Genomic DNA, 15645 nt, shown 5'->3' with positions numbered 1-15645 from the left:
CAGCTCATTTGTCTGCCGCATGCCGCTTCCTTGTCTCAAACCACGTCGTCCGGCGACGTTTGCGACCGTTACGCCGCGCCGACTCCGAGGAACCTGCCCAACGTCGCCCGATCGCCGGCAAGGGAAGAGCTGTCGCCGGAATAGGCGACAGTTCCCCGGTCGAGAATGACCGCGCGGTCGGTAATCGCCAGAATCTGCTGCGCATGCTGCTCGACGATGATTGCAGCAAGACCTTCGTTGCGGACGATCCTTCGGATGGCTGCCAGCAGTTCCTCGACGATGATCGGCGCCAGGCCCTCGGTGGGTTCATCGAGCAGGAGGATCCGCGGATTGAGAACGAGGGCGCGGGCGATTGACAGCATCTGCTGCTCGCCGCCCGAGAGCTGGTTGCCCAAATTCGAACGACGTTCCCGGAGCCGAGGGAAGAGGTCGTAGACCGCCTTCAGTGTCCACTTTCCTGGTCGCGCGACTGCCGTGATGTTTTCCTCGACGGTCAGGGATCGGAAGATTCCGCGCTCTTGCGGAACCCAGCCGACGCCTGCTTCGACCCGCCGCTCCGGGGGCATGCGCTCGATCGGCAGACCATTGAGCTTGATCGAGCCGGACTGGTGGCGCGTCAGTCCAACGATCGTATTGAGCGCGGTCGTCTTGCCGACGCCGTTGCGGCCCAGCAGCGCGACGGCAGTTCCCTGTTCGACCGAGAGGTTGACGTTGTGAAGCACCGTCGCCTTGCCGTAGCCGGCGGATAGCGCATCGATCGCGAGAAGCTCAGTCATGCGCGCCCCCGAGGTAGACTTCCTTGACGCGCTGGTCCCGGGCGATTTCATCAACGCTGCCTTCGGCAAAGAGCGCCCCTGCGACGAGGACGGAAATCCTGTTCGCGAAATTGAAGACCAGATCCATGTCGTGCTCGATTAGCAGGATGGACACGTCCGACGACAAAGCCGCGATTCGCTTCATGACCTCCTTGCGGTCGGCTTCCGGAACGCCCGCGGCGGGCTCGTCGAGCAGCAGGACCCGGGGTTTGGATGCGATCGCCAGCGCGATTTCCAGAAGCCGCTGCTTGCCGTAGGGCAGCGCCGAACACTTTTCGTTGCCCACGCCGGCAAGGCCAAAGTCTTCCAGCAGGGCGGCAATCTCCTGCTCCAATCCCTCGATTGCATGCGTCGGGCGCAGGAAGCTCCATCCGCGACGGTCGCGTTCGGCCACGACGAGCGCCAGGCTCTCGATCACGGTGAGCCCCGCAAAGAGCTGGTTGATCTGGAAGGTGCGGACCAGTCCCTTCGCGACGCGGCGTTCCAGCTTCAGGCGGGTAATGGTCTCTCCATTCAGGACAATCTCACCGCTCGACGGTTGCAACACGCCCGTGAGCAGGTTGATGAATGTCGTCTTGCCCGCGCCGTTCGGGCCGATCAGCGCGTGACGGGCGCCGCGCTCGAGGCGGAAGTTGGCATCGGTAGTCGCGTTCAGGGCGCCGAACGACTTGTTGAGGCCCCTGGTTTCCAGTGCGGGCGTGGTCATGGCGCCTCTCCTTTCGATGCCCGTATCGAAGAGGACGTCTTTCGCGCCCTCAAGCCCCGCGCTGCGAGCTGCTCGATGATCTGACGCGGACGGTCGCGACCCGCCAGGACGAAGGCGACCAACAGGATGCCGAGCCAGAACTGCCAGTATTGCGGGGTCACGGATGAGAGGGCGTCCTGGATCAACTCGTAGACGAGCGCTCCGATCAGGCCACCGTAGAGATAGCCAGTACCGCCGATGACGAGCACCATCAGTCCGTCGGCGGACTTCTGGAACGAGAGGGCGTCGAGCGAGATGAACTGCTGCGTCTGGGTGAACAGCGCGCCGGCGATACCCGCATAGGCTCCGGCCAGTGTATAGATTGCGATCTGGCGTGCCTTCACCGGGATGCCGACGGCGGACGCTCGCAACGGGTTGTCGCGGATCGCCTTCAGGGAGTTTCCGAAGGGCGAGGCCACGAGGTAACGGGCGAGGACGAACAGGACGAAAAGGACGGCGAGGCAATAGGCGTAGCCGACATGTCCGTAGATGTCGAAATCGTAGGAGCCGAACAGGGGCTCGATCGTGATGCCCTGCAAGCCATCGGCGCCGCCGGTCAGCCAGGCAGCCTGATTGGCGATCTCGTAGAGAACCGCCGCCACGCCAAGCGTCACCATCAGCCGGGTCAGATCGGCGCCCCGCAGCAGCAGAAGGCTGGTTGGCAGCGCAACAATGGCACCTGCTGCCGCAGCAACCAGCAATCCGGTCAGCGGCTCCCCGGTTACGTAGATCGAAAAGAGGCCGCTGGCATATGCGCCCACGCCATAGAATGCCGCCTGTCCCAACGTCACTATTCCCGCAAGACCGAGTATCAGGTCGATCGATAGAGCGAGCAGGGCGAAGATCGTGATCTCGGTGAGGATCAGATGTTCGTCAGGCAGAAGGAACCACGATGCCGCCGCCGCCATCCAGAAAAGGACCTCCAGCAGCCCCCAGCGCGTCTGGTGCTTCAAGCTCGCTTTGACCGCGGCCGAAAGTGCTTTGCTTGACTCTTTCGCGAGCGCCATCAGCCGGCCCTCGAGAACAGGCCCTGGGGACGAACAACGAGAACCGCCACCAGCACGATATAGATGATGAAGCCGCCGAGCGACGGCACGTAGTATTTGCCGAGGACGTCAGCCACCCCGAGCAAGATCGAGGCAACGAGCGGTCCGGTCATGCTGGATGTCCCGCCGACCGATACCACGATCAGGAAGTAGACCATGAATTTCAGCGGGAAGGTCGGATCGAGCCCGAGGATTTCCGCGCCGAGCGCTCCCCCCAGTCCGGCAAGGCCCGAACCGACGGCGAAGGTCGCCGCGAAGATGGTGTTGACACGGATGCCGACGCCGCGGGCCACGCGCCGATCGTCGACCGAGGCCCGTAGCCTGCTGCCGAAACGGGTACGGCTCAGGACGAGTTGCAAGCAGGCTGCAAGGGCTCCGCAGACGAGGACCAGGAATGCGCGGTAGACGCCGATCCCGACGCCGAAAACGAACACGCGGCCCTTCAGGAAGTCCGGCAGATTGAGGATCTGCTGCTGGGACCCCATCAGATAGTCGACGCCTGCGACCGCGATGAAGACGATGCCGATCGAGAAGAGGACCTGATCGAGGTGGGTCTTGTCGAACAGCCTGGTATAGAGCGTCCGTTCCAGCACAAGACCCGCGATCGCGGTGACAATGCAGGCGATCGGCAGGGTCAGCAGGAATGGAACGCCCCAGCGGTTCGTCAGGACGACGGTGACATAGCCGCCAGCCATAGCGAAGGCGCCATGCGCCAGGTTGATGAAGTTCATCAGCCCGAGGGTGACCGCCAGTCCGCACGACAATACGAACAACAGCATCCCATAGGCCAGCCCATCGAACAGAAGGGTCAACATGTTTCCTCCCCGTGCGGCCGATGTTCTTGATTCTCGGGCAGCACGTCACGTTGCGGACCCGTCGAAATCGGGCCCGGTTTTCTCGCGTTAACGTGGAGGCATCGGGGATGGAAGGCTATTTCAAAATGGCCCGCAAGACATAACAAATAGCTATAATGTGCGTAGGGTTTCGCGGGTCTCGACAGTTGCCTATAGCCAAATATTATCGGATCGGCCTTAGTTCCAAATTGGCAAACCGCTCTTCAGGGCGTGATATCTCCCCAACAGGAAGGAGACATCAAATGTCGGAAAAGAAGACCGCACTCGTCGTTAGCGCCCATGCCGCCGATTTCGTCTGGCGCTGCGGAGGCGCGATCGCCCTGCACGCGGACAAGGGGTATGACGTAACGGTCGTCTGCCTCTCGTTCGGTGAGCGCGGAGAGTCAGCCAAGCTTTGGAAAGAGAGCGGCATGACGCTGGAGAAGGTCAAGGCGGCAAGGCGTAACGAGGCGGAGAGGGCTGCGAAAGCGCTCGGCGTCCATGATCTCGTCAGCTTCGACCTCGGCGATTATCCGCTGCGATTGACGGACGAGGACAAGTATCGTCTCGTAGACGTGATCCGCGACGTGCAGCCCGCCTTCATGCTGAGCCACTCCCAGTACGATCCCTACAACACGGACCACATGTATGCCACGCAAGTCGCCCTTGAAGCCCGCATGATTGCCCAGGCCTGGGGACATAATCCCGGCCAGAAGGTGCTCGGCGCCCCGCAGCTGTACCTTTTCGAGCCGCACCAGACCGAACAGATGGGCTGGAAGCCGGACGTCTTTCTCGACATCACCCCGGTATGGGAGAAAAAGCGCGCCGCGATCGAATGCATGGAAGGCCAGGAGCATTTGTGGGAATTCTACACGCGTGTCGCTCAGAATCGCGCCAACCACTTCCAGCGTAATTCCGGCGGCCAGTCCGGTGGTCGGGCATCGAAGTATGCGGAAGGATTCCAGTCGGTCTTTCCGCGAACGGTCGACGAACTTTGACCGAACCCGGGAGGATGAAAATGGAGCCATGCTTCGACATCGCGCACCTGGCGCACGTCGAGATGTACACGGACAAGTTCGATGAAAGTCTCGATTTCTTTCTGCGCGTCTATGGGTTGACGCTATCCGCTCAAGAAGAGAATTCCGCATATCTTCGGGCATGGGACGACTACGAGTTTCACACTCTGAAGCTGACGCGCCACCACACGACGGGCGTTGGTCACATCGCCTATCGCGCGTCGTCGCCGGAGGCGCTGGAGCGCAGGGTGAAAGCGATCGAGGAGAGCGGCTATAAGGTGCTCGGCTGGGTTGACGGCGACCAGGGCCACGGACGGGCCTTCCGCTTCGAGGATCCGTTCGGGCACGTATTCGAAATCTATTACGATACCGTGCGCTACCAGCCGCCGGAAGAGCACAAGCCCGCACTGAAAAACATCGCATCCCGGTATCATGGACAGGGATGCCACCCGCGCCGCCTGGATCATTTGAACCTGCTGGCCAGCGATGTCACCGAATTCCGGCGCTTCATGCAGACGTGCCTTGGCTCGCGGGTCACCGAGATGATCCAGCTTGACAACGGCAGGATCGGCGGCTGCTGGTTCACGATCAACAACAAGGGATATGATCTCGCCTGCACCGAGGAGCATGGAAAGGGCAACGCGCGCCTGCACCACGTCACCTATGCGACGGATACGCGCGAAGAAATCCTCCGGGCCGCCGACATTTTTCTCGAGAACGGTGTGCATATCGAGACCGGACCGCACAAGCACGCGATCCAGGGGACTTTCTTCCTCTACGTCTGGGAGCCCGCAGGCAACCGGGTCGAATTGGCCAATGCCGGCGCGCGCCTGATCCTTGCTCCGGATTGGGAGCCTGTCGTCTGGACAGAGGCCGAGCGCAGGAAAGGGCAGGCCTGGGGCCTGAAGACCATCGAGACATTCCATACCCACGGCACACCGCCTGTGGAGACGAAAGGGGACTAAAATGGGCGTCGTCGTACAGAACATCACACGGGCGGACCATTCGGTCATCGAACGTCTTGCGGCTGCCGGCGTTGCAACCGTGCACGAGGCCCAGGGCCGCAAGGGCCTGCTTGCCAGCCACATGCGGCCAATCTATCCCGGTGCCCGGATCGCGGGATCGGCCGTTACGATTTCCGCACCTCCCGGCGACAATTGGATGATCCACGTTGCGATCGAGCAGATCAGGGAAGGTGACATTCTGGTGCTTGCGCCGACCTCGCCAAGCGAGGATGGCTACTTTGGGGACCTGCTTGCCACATCGGCGCTTGCGCGCGGCTGCCGCGGACTGATCATCGATGCCGGCGTGCGTGACGTCAGGGATCTGACGGCCATGAAGTTTCCGGTCTGGTCGAAGGCTGTTTCAGCGCAGGGCACGGTCAAGGAGACATTGGGTTCGGTGAACGTGCCGGTCGTATGCGCCAACGCTTATATCGAGGCGGGCGACGTCATCATCGCCGATGATGACGGTGTCTGCGTCGTCAAGCGCGCGGAAGCTGAAGAGGTTGCGGTTGCCACGGAGAAGCGGCTTGCCAACGAGGACGTCAAGCGCAAGCGGCTTGCGGCGGGCGAACTCGGCTTGGATATCTACGGGATGCGGCCGAAGCTGGAAGCAAAAGGACTAAAATATGTATGAGGAGGGCATCCGCTGCCTGTGGATGCGCGGCGGCACATCGAAAGGCGCCTATTTCATTGCCAGCGATCTTCCAGGCGACAGGACGGAGCGCGATGAACTGCTCTTGAGAATCATGGGCTCTCCGGATCCGCGGCAGATCGACGGTATCGGCGGCGCCGATCCGCTGACGTCGAAGGTCGCGGTTCTTTCCCCGGCCAGCAGGGATGATGCCGATGTCGATTACCTGTTTCTCCAGGTTTTCGTCGACAAGGCGCTGGTGAGCGATGCGCAGGGCTGCGGCAATATCCTCGCAGGCGTCGGACCGGCGGCGATCGAACGGGGACTGGTGCCGGCCGCAGGCGAGGTCACTCCCGTCAGAATCCACATGGTCAATTCCGGCGAAGTCGCCGTCGCCAAGGTCAGCACGCCGGGCGGCAGAGTAAGCTATGTCGGCGCTACAGGCATCGCCGGCGTGCCGGGACACCATGCTGCGGTTCCGATCCTGTTCACCAATACGGAAGGCTCGATGTGCGGGTCGCTTCTGCCGACAGGCAACGAGATCGACGTTATCGACGGGGTCGAGGCGACGCTCATCGATAACGGGATGCCTTGCGTGATCATGCGAGCATCGGACTTCGGCCTGACAGGACAGGAAACGCGCGAAGAGATCGAAGCCAACGACGCACTCAAGCAGCGGATCGAGTCCATCCGCCTGCAGGCGGGGCGGATGATGAACCTCGGCGATGTCGGAACGGCGTCGGTCCCGAAGATGACTCTCGTGTCGGAACCGGTCAGGGGTGGCGCGATCAACACGCGTAGCTTCATACCCCATCGGGTCCATGCCTCAGTCGGGGTGCTGGCCGCCGTTACCGTTGCAACGGCAACCCGCATCGCTGGAACGCACGCCAACAAGCTTGTCGCCGCACCGTCGGACGGACGGTATCGTATCGAGCATCCAACGGGCGAAATGGAAGTGTTCCTGGAAGTGGACGCGCACGGAAGCGTGACAGGGGCCGGCACGGTGAGGACCGCGCGGAAGCTGTTCGACGGATATGTCTTTCCCGCGGAGCAGGTGCGGAAACCAGATTCCCTCACCATGGGGACTAGCTCATGAAAGATCGCCTTTTGCGATGGACGACTCTTTCGTCACCGGACTGTTCTTGTTGCGCTGCCGTCTTGGGATCGCGCTTTTTTCTTTTCGGACAGACTTGACCGGTGCAATGCATGCAGGAGATCCAGTTCCCGGCCTGAGGCGGCAATCCGGCGGGAAAGTGCTGGCAGACATCCTGAAAGCGCCATTTGCGGCAGTGATCGCCACCATGTATTTGAATCATGGTTCTTGAGCGGAAGTTGTTTGTCGGGGAGAGCTTCATGTCGGAGACGCATGTGGTTTGCGAGGTTCGTTATCATATCGATCGGGACGCCCTCGACGAATTCAAGATATACGCACGGACCTGGATGAGGCTTATCGAACGTCATGGCGGAAAACACGACGGATATCTCATCTCTCGACAGGCTCCCGTTGGCGCCGCCATGAGCTTCCCGGCAGTCGGGAACGAGGATGCGTCCGTCGTTGCCGTCGCGCGTTTCGCATTTCCTGATGATGCGAGTTACTTGCGCTATCGGGATGAGGTCGGAAGAGATCCCGACGGTATCGAAGCGAATTTGCGATACGGCACAAACCCGCCGTTCAAACGGTACGAGCGGACCTTTCTCGAGCATTTGCTTTGAATAAATGAGGCACTGCGTTCAAATTGCAAATTATACCGAGGTCTCGGCCCTGACTACCGGAAATCGCGGGCCTTGGGGAATGGGCTCGGCATAGCATCGCGCTCGGGATAAGTGTCCGATGTACCGATCGGCCGGCTCTGTGCTCCGTTTGACATGGTGCCCGAAGCCGCCGGATCAAGCCAACGGATCTCGGTGCTCCAATGGCACCGAGGACGACCCGCCGTCATGGACCTATGGCCGTTCTGAAAAGCTCACCGCTCGCCCCGCACGGGCATTGCGGCAGTTGCTTTTTGACTCAGTCCATGGCCACCCGGAGACCTATTTCGTGCTCAGGTCCTGCGTAATGAAATCGGCTGTTTGCTCATAATGCCGCTGCAGCAGACGGACGGCGTCTTCGGCCTGTCTGTTGAGCACCGTCTTGAGAATGGTTGCATGTTCTTCGGCCACATTCCGCACTCTGAACGCCTTGCGGCTGGATAGCGATCGATAGCGGTGCAGCCTGTCGGCCAGTTGCTCGCAGAAACCGATCAGCGGGCGGGACGCACAATTGCCGATCAGCAGCGCGTGAAAATTCCGGTGGTGGAAGTCCCACTCCGGATTGTTTTCAAAGTGTTCCGGATCAAGCGAACGTGGCGTTCTGTCAAGCCGGTGATGGGCGACGAGCAGGGCCTCCTCCCACTCCGCGTTGGCGTTCGCCATTGATTCGCGAAGCGCCAGCCCCTCCACCCAGCAGCGGGTCTTGGTCAGTTCGGCCAGCTCGTCCAGGCTGATCGACTGGACGAAAAACCCGCGCTGCTCCTTGCCCACGACCAAGTCTTCTGAGGTCAGGCGGTTGAGCGCCTCCCGCAAGGGCGTCTGGCCGGCACCGTACTGCTCCATAAGGAAGCGGAGCTGAAGCTTGCGCCCCGGCTCCAGTCGGGCCGAAAGGATGTCGGCCTTCAGCCGTTCATAGATGCCGGTCGCCAGCGTTGCGGGGCTTTCTCCGCCTCGATTGAGCAAATTCGTGTTCATGATTCTCTCGGATGCCGTAGCTGCCTTTTATATACATGTAGCGATGCAATTCGCAAAATTTATAAATTATTGGCTTGCATTTCAGATTTTGTATATTACACCCTCTTTCCGAGGAGAATGGTCATGGATGGAGTGCGAGATAATTCCCTGCGGCTGAAGCCGGGTTGCCTGTGCGGCGGTGTTGATATTCATTGCCACGTCGTCCCGTCCCGCTTTCCCGAGGCGCCGGGGACCGGCCCCCTGAAGGGTTGGCCTTCGATGGTTGCATCTGGCGAGTGCCACGCGACCGTAGTCATCGATGACAAGCCGTACCGGACCGTCAACGATGCCTGCTGGGTCGCGGAGCGGCGGCTGGAAGAGATGGATAAGACGGGCATTCGCATCCAGGCTCTGTCGCCCATGCCGGAGCTGTTCGGCTATTGGATCCGGGCTGGCGCCGCCAACGATCTCGTGCGTCATGTGAACGATAGCATTGCCGCACTGGTGGCGGAGGGCGAGGGGCGGTTTGTCGGGCTTGGCGGCGTGGCTCTGCAGGATCTTGATCTCGCCATCGAAGAGCTTCGCCGAGTGGTTCTGGATCTGGGATTTGCCGGCGTGGAGATCGGCAGCAATATCAACGGAGTGCCGGTAGGCGATCCGCGTCTTGATCCGTTTTTCGAAGAAGCCGAAAAGCTGGGCGCGGCGATCTTCGTCCATGCGGTCCGCCCGGCGGGCATGGATCGGCTTGTGGGGCCTGCGCCTTTGCAGCAGGTGCTGGGCTACCCGACGGACGTCGGTCTTGCCGCGGCATCCGTCATCACGAGTGGATTGCTTTTGAAGTTTCCGCGACTTCGGATCGCCTTCAGCCATGGCGGCGGCACATTTGCCTCGCTGCTGCCGAGGCTGCAGCAGGGCTATTTTGCCTTCCCCGCCTTGCGGGAGAGCATGGCGGAGTCCCCCATCGTCCAGGCCCGCAGAATCTACGTCGATTCTCTCGTCTTCGATGTCGAGACGCTTCGCCGCGCCGTCTCCGTCTTCGGCGAGGATCGGGTGATGATCGGTACTGATTATCCCTTCAATTTCCGGGATGCGGATCCGGTCGCCAGCATCCAGTCGGCGTTTGCCGACGAGGCTCTCCGCGATCGTTTGATCTTCCGGAACGCCCTGGATTTTCTTGGTCTAGACAAGGTTTTTTCAAATGAGCGACTTTCCCGTGACGAGTTTGCGCAGCGTCGAGCTGTCAACTCCTGATATCGCCGGCTCCGTCGATTTCTATAACCGCGTCTGGGGTCTCGACGTCGTCGCGGAGGCGGGGGGCAAGGTCTTTCTTGCCGCGACCGGCGATGACTTTCACGTACTCGAGCTGAAGGCCGGCGAGCGCTCCGAGTTGCGCAAGATCAGCTTCCGCGTCGGCTCCTCGTCGGATCTGCAAATGTTGGCAGGTCGCACCGTTGCGGCGGGCTGCACTGCGTTGCGCGAGCTCGGAGAGGCTGATGCACCATCGGGGGGACACCGCTTCGTGGTGCGCGAGCCGCAAGGCTCGGTTCTCGAATTCGTGCATGGCGATATCCGCAAGCAGGCAAAACTCGTCGCCAATCGTCCCTGCCGCCTCGCGCATGTCAACGTCAACAGCAACGATGTTGAGGGGCTCTCTTCCTTCTATCAGTCCGTCCTTGGTTTTCGCCTGACCGACCGTTCGAAGATGATGGCATTCCTGCGTTGCAACGATGACCATCATGCCGTCGTGCTCGCGGAAGCGGCCGCGAATGGCCTCAACCATATCGCTTTTCTGATGCCGGACCTGGAATCGGTGATGCGCGGCTCCGGCCGGGTCGTCGATGCCGGGACGCCGATCGGCTGGGGTATCGGCCGGCATGGTCCGGGAGACAATGTGTTTGCCTACTTCGTCGATCCGATGGGAGTCGTGGTCGAGTACACCGCTGAGGTGCTGCAGGTCGATGACGGTTACAAGGTCAAGGGGCCGTCCGAATGGACGTGGCCGCCGGGCCGCACAGATCACTGGGGTATCGCCGCGCCAAAGAGCGAGGCCTGTAAGAAGGCTCAGCTGACGATCGGTTTCGCCAAGTGACGGATCGGTGAAAGACAAGCAATTCAGAGGTTTCCAAGTGCATAGCGAAAATGAAGTTTCCGGTCGTTACGATGTCCTGGTGGTCGGTTTTGGACCGGCCGGAGCGGTTGCCGCCGGTATGCTCGGGCAAAAGGGGTATTCAACGCTGGTCGTCGACCGGCTGACCGGCATCTACGACAAGCCGAGAGCAATTGCACTCGACCATGAGATATTCCGCCATTTCGACAATATGGGCGTGGCCGAGGCGATCCGTCCCTTCGTCGCGCCATTCACGGCCTCGCAGCATTTCGGAGCCAAAGGCCAGCTGATCCGCCGCATCGACATGGTGGCCCAACCCTATCCGCTTGGTTACACGCCGAGCATGGTCTTTACTCAGCCGCCGGTCGAGGCGGTGCTGCGCAACCATGCCGGAAGCTTCGATTGCGTGACGATCGAGCTGGGGACCGAACTGATCGACTTTTCGGATACCGGCGAAGAGGTGGTCGCGAGATTGAAGGATGCCGGCGGCAATGTCCGGACGGTATCGGCGCGCTTCATGATCGGCTGCGATGGCGCATGGAGCACTGTTCGTCAGCATTCCGGCATGAAGCTCGAGGATCTCGTCTTCGACGAACCCTGGCTGGTCGTCGACGTCAAGGTGCATGAGGAGGTGCTCGGCAAGCTGCCGTCGACGTCGGCGCAGTTCTGCGATCCGGCGCGGCCGACAAGCTTTATCATGGGGCCGGAAAATCATCGCCGCTGGGAGATCATGCTTCTGCAAGGCGAAGATCCGCGGGAAATGGAGAAGCCGGAAAACGTCTGGAAGCTGCTTGCTCCGTGGCTGACGCCGCAGGATGGCGAATTGTGGCGTGCTGCGGCCTACCGCTTCCACGCGCTGGTCGCTGATGTCTGGCGCCGTGGTCGCGTCGCCATCGCCGGCGATGCGGCGCATCAGCAGCCTCCTTTCATCGGCCAGGGCATGTGCCAGGGGCTGCGCGACGTTTCGAACCTCGTCTGGAAGCTCGATCGCGTGCTCAAAGGACAGTCCTCGCCCGACCTTCTGGACACCTATACCGTCGAGCGCGGACGCCATGTCCGCAGCCTCACCGGCAAGATCAAGGCGATCGGCCAGAATGTCTGTGAGCGGGACCCCCAAGCCGCCGAGGCCCGCGACGCGCGGATTCTGGCGGAAGGCGGTGGACAGCCGCTGACGATCACTCGCCAGGAAATCGTGCCGCCGATCGAGGAAGGCTTGATCGCAGCAGAGGGGACCCCTGCACGCGGACTGCTGTTTCCGCAGCCGGTCATCGTCGAGCAGGGCGCATTGCGTCTGCTCGACCAGGTGGTCGGAACGGGCTGGCGCGTCTTCATCGACGGCCGGAACGTGAATGCAGGCGAATGCTCCGATCTTGGCAGCGATATCGAGGGCCTCACCGTACGCTCCGTCGTTCCGCGCAGTGTCGATGTGCAAGAGCCCTCGGTGCTCAAGGAGAAGGATGATGTGCTCGCCGGCTGGTTCGACCGGCATCATGCCGTTGGCGTCATCGTTCGTCCGGACCACTACGTTTTCGGCGCCGCCAACGACGTCGACAGCCTTCGTCAACAGCTTACGGAGCTGCGCGGTCGTCTCGCCTGACGGCCGGTGCAGGCTTCACGATTGAACACCGGTTCCTGGGAGGAAAACATGACCGATCCGACATTCCGCAGCGGAAGCCACTGGCGTCCGTTTGCCGTCCTCATTCTGCTCTTTCTCTTCCAGACGCTCAATTTCTTCGACAAACTGGTTTTCGGCCTTTCCGCCGTGCCGATGATGAAGGAGCTTCAGATCACGCCGCAGCAGTTCGGCCTGATCGGCAGCAGCTTCTTTCTCCTGTTTTCGATCTCGGGCGTCGTCGTCGGGCTTTTCGTCATCGGCCGGGTGCCGGTGAAATGGATTCTCGTGACCCTGGCCGCGGTCTGGTCTCTGACCCAGATCCCGATCTATTTCACTGGTTCGGTGACGGTTCTGGTCATTTGCCGTATTCTGCTCGGCCTCGGAGAAGGCCCCGGCCTGCCGACGGCGCTGCATGCGGCGCATAACTGGTTCAGCCCCGAGAAACGCAGCGTTCCGAGCGCGATCGTGCTGCAGGGTATCAGCGTCGGGCTGCTCGCCGGCGGTCCGCTCCTGACCTACATTATCGTGCAGTATGGCTGGCGCAGCGGCTTCCTGTTCTGTGGCGTGATCGGCATTTGCTGGATCATTGCCTGGCTGTTCATTGGCGGAGAAGGCCCGTATTCGGCGTCCGACGAGAAGCGTGCGGCTGTCGCCGCGTCCGATGCCCCGGTTCCGGCGCGCCGTCTATGGCTTGATCCGACCGTCATCGGCGTCATCATCATGTCGACGATGTCCTACTGGATCGTCGGCATGTCGGCTACCTGGCTACCGCCCTTCCTGCAGCAGGGGCTCGGATATTCGCAGCCCCAGACCGGTTCCATCATTTCGGCCGTCTACATCTTCCAGTCGCCGTTGCTCCTGCTCGGTTCCTGGATTGCGCAGCGCATGTTGCAGAGGGGCGTGAGCAAGCGTACGACGCTCGGCAGCGCCTCCGGCTATGCGCTTCTCGTCAGCGGGATCGCGCTGATCTGCTCGGTGCATGTCTCCGGCGCACTGCAACTGGCCCTGATTGCTGTCGCCTTTGCGGCACCGAGCCTCACGACCATCTACGGCCCGATCACGCTCGGTGCGGTCGCCCCCGCCGTTCAGCGCGGCAAGCTGATCGTCGTCATCTATTCGGCCAATGCCATATCGGCACTCGCTTCGAATGCCGTGACCGGCATGATCGTCCAGGCCGCCGGCCCCGACCAACTGCCGCTCGGCTATGCCAATGCGATGATGTTCACGGCAGCGATCCTCATCATCGGCGCCGTTTCCGCCTTTGCCTTGATCTTTCCGGACCGGACGATCGAACGCTTCGGCAAGCTGTCGCGCTTCGCCGATCAAACACAGCAGGCCTGATCGGCCCGCCTCCCTCTTAGAAAGCTACAGGAGAAAGAACATGAGATTGTCTACCGTTAAGGTCGCCGGCTGTGCGACTTGGGGCGTCGTCGAGGGCGACAGTTTCCGCGACGTCGGCGCCGTACTTGCCGGTCGCTATGCGGATCTCAAGGCGGCGATCGGCGCCGGCCTCGCAGGCGTGGAGGAGGCGGCCTCGTCCGCCGTATCGACCCCGATTGCGGACATCGAATGGCTGCCCGTCATTCCGAACCCGGACAAGATCCTCTGCGTCGGATTGAACTACGAGATGCACCGTCAGGAAACCGGGCGTGCGGAGGTCGAAAATCCGACCATCTTCGCCCGCTACTCGAACAGCCAGACCGGACATCTCGCGCCGATCGTTCGTCCGAAGGTATCCGGCGATCTCGATTATGAAGGCGAACTCGCCGTCATCATTGGAAAACCGGGACGCTATATCTCCCGCCAGGACGCGCTGAGCCACGTCGCCGGCTATGCCATCTACAATGACGGCAGCGTGCGGGATTTCCAACGGCATACACACCAGTTCACGCCCGGCAAGAACTTCCCCGATACCGGCGCGTTCGGTCCGTGGATGATGACGCCGGATGAGCTCGGTCCTTTGCCCGAGCTGCGTATCCAGACCCGGCTCAATAGTCAGGTGGTTCAGGATGCGACCTTCGCCCACATGATCTTCGATATCGCGCGCCAGATCGAGTATTGCTCGACCTTCACTCGGCTGGAAGCCGGCGACGTCATCGCAACCGGCACGCCGGGCGGCGTCGGCGCCAAGCGCAATCCGCCTTTGTGGATGAAGCCCGGCGATATCGTCGAAGTCGAGATCGACAAGCTCGGCATCCTGAGAAATCCGATCACGCAGGAAGCGTGATCGGCCATAAAACCGCGTTGCTCTTGGAAAGGAGAGGAGATGAGGACGATCACGTTCGCAGAAGCCGATGGCGCTGAGCTGCACGCAGATCTATACCTTCCGGAGGGAAAGGGACCGTTTCCGCTCGTCACGGGCATCTCTGGCGGGGGATGGGTGCGGGGTCATCGTGGAGCGCTCGCGGCGTGGGGCAAACATCTGGCAAAGGCCGGTTTGGCCTTCGCCAGCATCGATTACCGCCGGGCGGGCGCCAAGCCGGTCTTTCCGGGAAACGCCGAGGACGTGGCGGCAGCCTTGCGGTTCTTCGCCCGGCACGGCGCAGAGCATGGGATCGATCCTGAGCGCATCGGGGTGCTGGGCGTCTCCGCCGGTGGCCATCTCGGCGCGCTGGTCAGCCTTTCTGCCGAGTTCGACTGCCCAACGCCAAAGGTCTTTGCCGGTATTTACGGCGTCTACGACCTGCTGGCGCATTGGCAGGCCGATCGCGATTCCAACAGCGTCACGGCCCTCGACAAGACCGAGCGCATGCTGGGCGCGCGGCCGTTTGTCGATCCGCAACTTTATCATCGCGCCTCGCCGTTGCGGCAGATCACCTATGATCGCAGCATGCCGGTCTTCCTCTGCTGGGGACATCTGGACCGCGATATCGCGCCGGAACAATCGGCTGGCTTTGCCCGTGCGCTTCGCCAGGCGGGCTATCCGGTAACGGTCGTCGAGCTGCCGGATGCGCCGCATCTGTGGTTTTCGGAGGAGAGTCCGGAGGCGTCCGGAAGCTTTTCGGCTCGCGTGGCTCCTGCGCTTGTCCGGTTTTTCAAGCGCAATCTGGTCGCGACGGCGGCGTGAAGATCAAAGTTTGTCCTGCGGCAGAGGCTGCGGGGCACCACCTTTCAACGTAATGAGCGAGAA

Annotated in this window: 16 protein-coding genes; 11 read left to right on the top strand and 5 right to left on the bottom strand. The window is 61.5% G+C overall.

The features are described from left to right. Window positions 1–68: 68 nt before the first annotated feature. The 4 genes from ACJJVH_RS32520 to ACJJVH_RS32505 all read right to left on the bottom strand — a co-directional run bounded on the left by ACJJVH_RS32520 (window position 69) and on the right by ACJJVH_RS32505 (window position 3421). Window positions 69–776 (bottom strand): ABC transporter ATP-binding protein, encoded by a 708-nt coding sequence (locus ACJJVH_RS32520; protein WP_113423451.1) that lies wholly within the window; start codon window positions 774–776, stop codon window positions 69–71. After that, window positions 769–1521 carry an ABC transporter ATP-binding protein gene (locus ACJJVH_RS32515; RefSeq protein WP_412066511.1) on the bottom strand — a complete coding sequence of 251 codons (753 nt, stop codon included), beginning with the start codon at window positions 1519–1521 and terminating at the stop codon, window positions 769–771. The genes ACJJVH_RS32520 and ACJJVH_RS32515 overlap by 8 nt, the downstream gene beginning before the upstream one ends. After that, complete coding sequence (locus tag ACJJVH_RS32510) at window positions 1518–2468, bottom strand: branched-chain amino acid ABC transporter permease (protein WP_412066962.1); 951 nt, start codon at window positions 2466–2468, stop codon at window positions 1518–1520. The genes ACJJVH_RS32515 and ACJJVH_RS32510 overlap by 4 nt, the downstream gene beginning before the upstream one ends. A gap of 98 nt (window positions 2469–2566) precedes the next feature. Further along, a complete protein-coding gene (locus tag ACJJVH_RS32505; RefSeq protein WP_412066510.1) occupies window positions 2567–3421 on the bottom strand; it encodes a branched-chain amino acid ABC transporter permease in 855 nt (284 codons plus the stop codon). A gap of 281 nt (window positions 3422–3702) precedes the next feature. On the opposite strand from ACJJVH_RS32505, the gene ACJJVH_RS32500 reads away from it, so the two are divergent. The 5 genes from ACJJVH_RS32500 to ACJJVH_RS32480 are packed head-to-tail and all read left to right on the top strand — an operon-like array spanning window position 3703 to window position 7415. After that, window positions 3703–4437, top strand: a complete 735-nt coding sequence (locus tag ACJJVH_RS32500) for a PIG-L deacetylase family protein (protein WP_112794790.1) — start codon at window positions 3703–3705, stop codon at window positions 4435–4437. Between the two features lie 20 nt (window positions 4438–4457). Further along, the gene (locus ACJJVH_RS32495) at window positions 4458–5420 is read left to right on the top strand and encodes a VOC family protein (RefSeq protein WP_113423448.1); all 963 of its coding nucleotides are present in this window, start codon (window positions 4458–4460) and stop codon (window positions 5418–5420) included. Window position 5421: 1 nt separating this feature from the next. Next, complete coding sequence (locus ACJJVH_RS32490; protein WP_412066509.1) at window positions 5422–6093, top strand: 4-carboxy-4-hydroxy-2-oxoadipate aldolase/oxaloacetate decarboxylase; 672 nt, start codon at window positions 5422–5424, stop codon at window positions 6091–6093. Then, a complete protein-coding gene (locus tag ACJJVH_RS32485; RefSeq protein ID WP_412066508.1) occupies window positions 6086–7186 on the top strand; it encodes a 4-oxalomesaconate tautomerase in 1101 nt (366 codons plus the stop codon). Before ACJJVH_RS32490 ends, ACJJVH_RS32485 begins: the two co-directional genes overlap by 8 nt. 16 nt (window positions 7187–7202) lie before the next feature. Then, window positions 7203–7415, top strand: coding sequence for a hypothetical protein (locus ACJJVH_RS32480; protein ID WP_412066507.1), 213 nt, complete (start codon window positions 7203–7205; stop codon window positions 7413–7415). A gap of 706 nt (window positions 7416–8121) precedes the next feature. On the opposite strand, the gene ACJJVH_RS32475 is transcribed toward ACJJVH_RS32480, so the two are convergent. Beyond that, window positions 8122–8814, bottom strand: a complete 693-nt coding sequence (locus ACJJVH_RS32475) for a GntR family transcriptional regulator (RefSeq protein WP_112794794.1) — start codon at window positions 8812–8814, stop codon at window positions 8122–8124. 123 nt (window positions 8815–8937) lie between these two features. Here ACJJVH_RS32475 and ACJJVH_RS32470 point away from each other — a divergent pair, with 123 nt between their 5' ends. From ACJJVH_RS32470 to ACJJVH_RS32445, 6 genes are all read left to right on the top strand, one after another. Then, window positions 8938–10044 (top strand): amidohydrolase family protein, encoded by a 1107-nt coding sequence (locus ACJJVH_RS32470; protein ID WP_412066506.1) that lies wholly within the window; start codon window positions 8938–8940, stop codon window positions 10042–10044. Next, window positions 9992–10882: a VOC family protein gene (locus tag ACJJVH_RS32465; RefSeq protein ID WP_412066505.1), complete on the top strand. Its 891-nt coding sequence runs from the start codon at window positions 9992–9994 to the stop codon at window positions 10880–10882. The genes ACJJVH_RS32470 and ACJJVH_RS32465 overlap by 53 nt, the downstream gene beginning before the upstream one ends. Window positions 10883–11000: 118 nt before the next feature. Continuing rightward, on the top strand, window positions 11001–12497 hold the full coding sequence (locus ACJJVH_RS32460; RefSeq protein ID WP_412066961.1) for a bifunctional 3-(3-hydroxy-phenyl)propionate/3-hydroxycinnamic acid hydroxylase: 1497 nt from the start codon (window positions 11001–11003) through the stop codon (window positions 12495–12497). A gap of 48 nt (window positions 12498–12545) precedes the next feature. Further along, entirely contained in the window at window positions 12546–13856 is a 1311-nt protein-coding gene (locus ACJJVH_RS32455) for an MFS transporter (protein WP_113400301.1), read from the top strand. A 40-nt stretch (window positions 13857–13896) separates the two neighbouring features. Continuing rightward, window positions 13897–14742 (top strand): fumarylacetoacetate hydrolase family protein, encoded by an 846-nt coding sequence (locus ACJJVH_RS32450; RefSeq protein WP_113400299.1) that lies wholly within the window; start codon window positions 13897–13899, stop codon window positions 14740–14742. A 39-nt stretch (window positions 14743–14781) separates the two neighbouring features. Continuing rightward, on the top strand, window positions 14782–15582 hold the full coding sequence (locus tag ACJJVH_RS32445; protein WP_412066504.1) for an alpha/beta hydrolase fold domain-containing protein: 801 nt from the start codon (window positions 14782–14784) through the stop codon (window positions 15580–15582). Window positions 15583–15645: the final 63 nt, after the last annotated feature.

Origin of the sequence: Rhizobium sp. SYY.PMSO, from assembly GCF_046840415.1 — a bacterium.
Taxonomy (GTDB): domain Bacteria; phylum Pseudomonadota; class Alphaproteobacteria; order Rhizobiales; family Rhizobiaceae; genus Rhizobium.
This window is presented reverse-complemented; position numbering and strand designations above follow the sequence as displayed.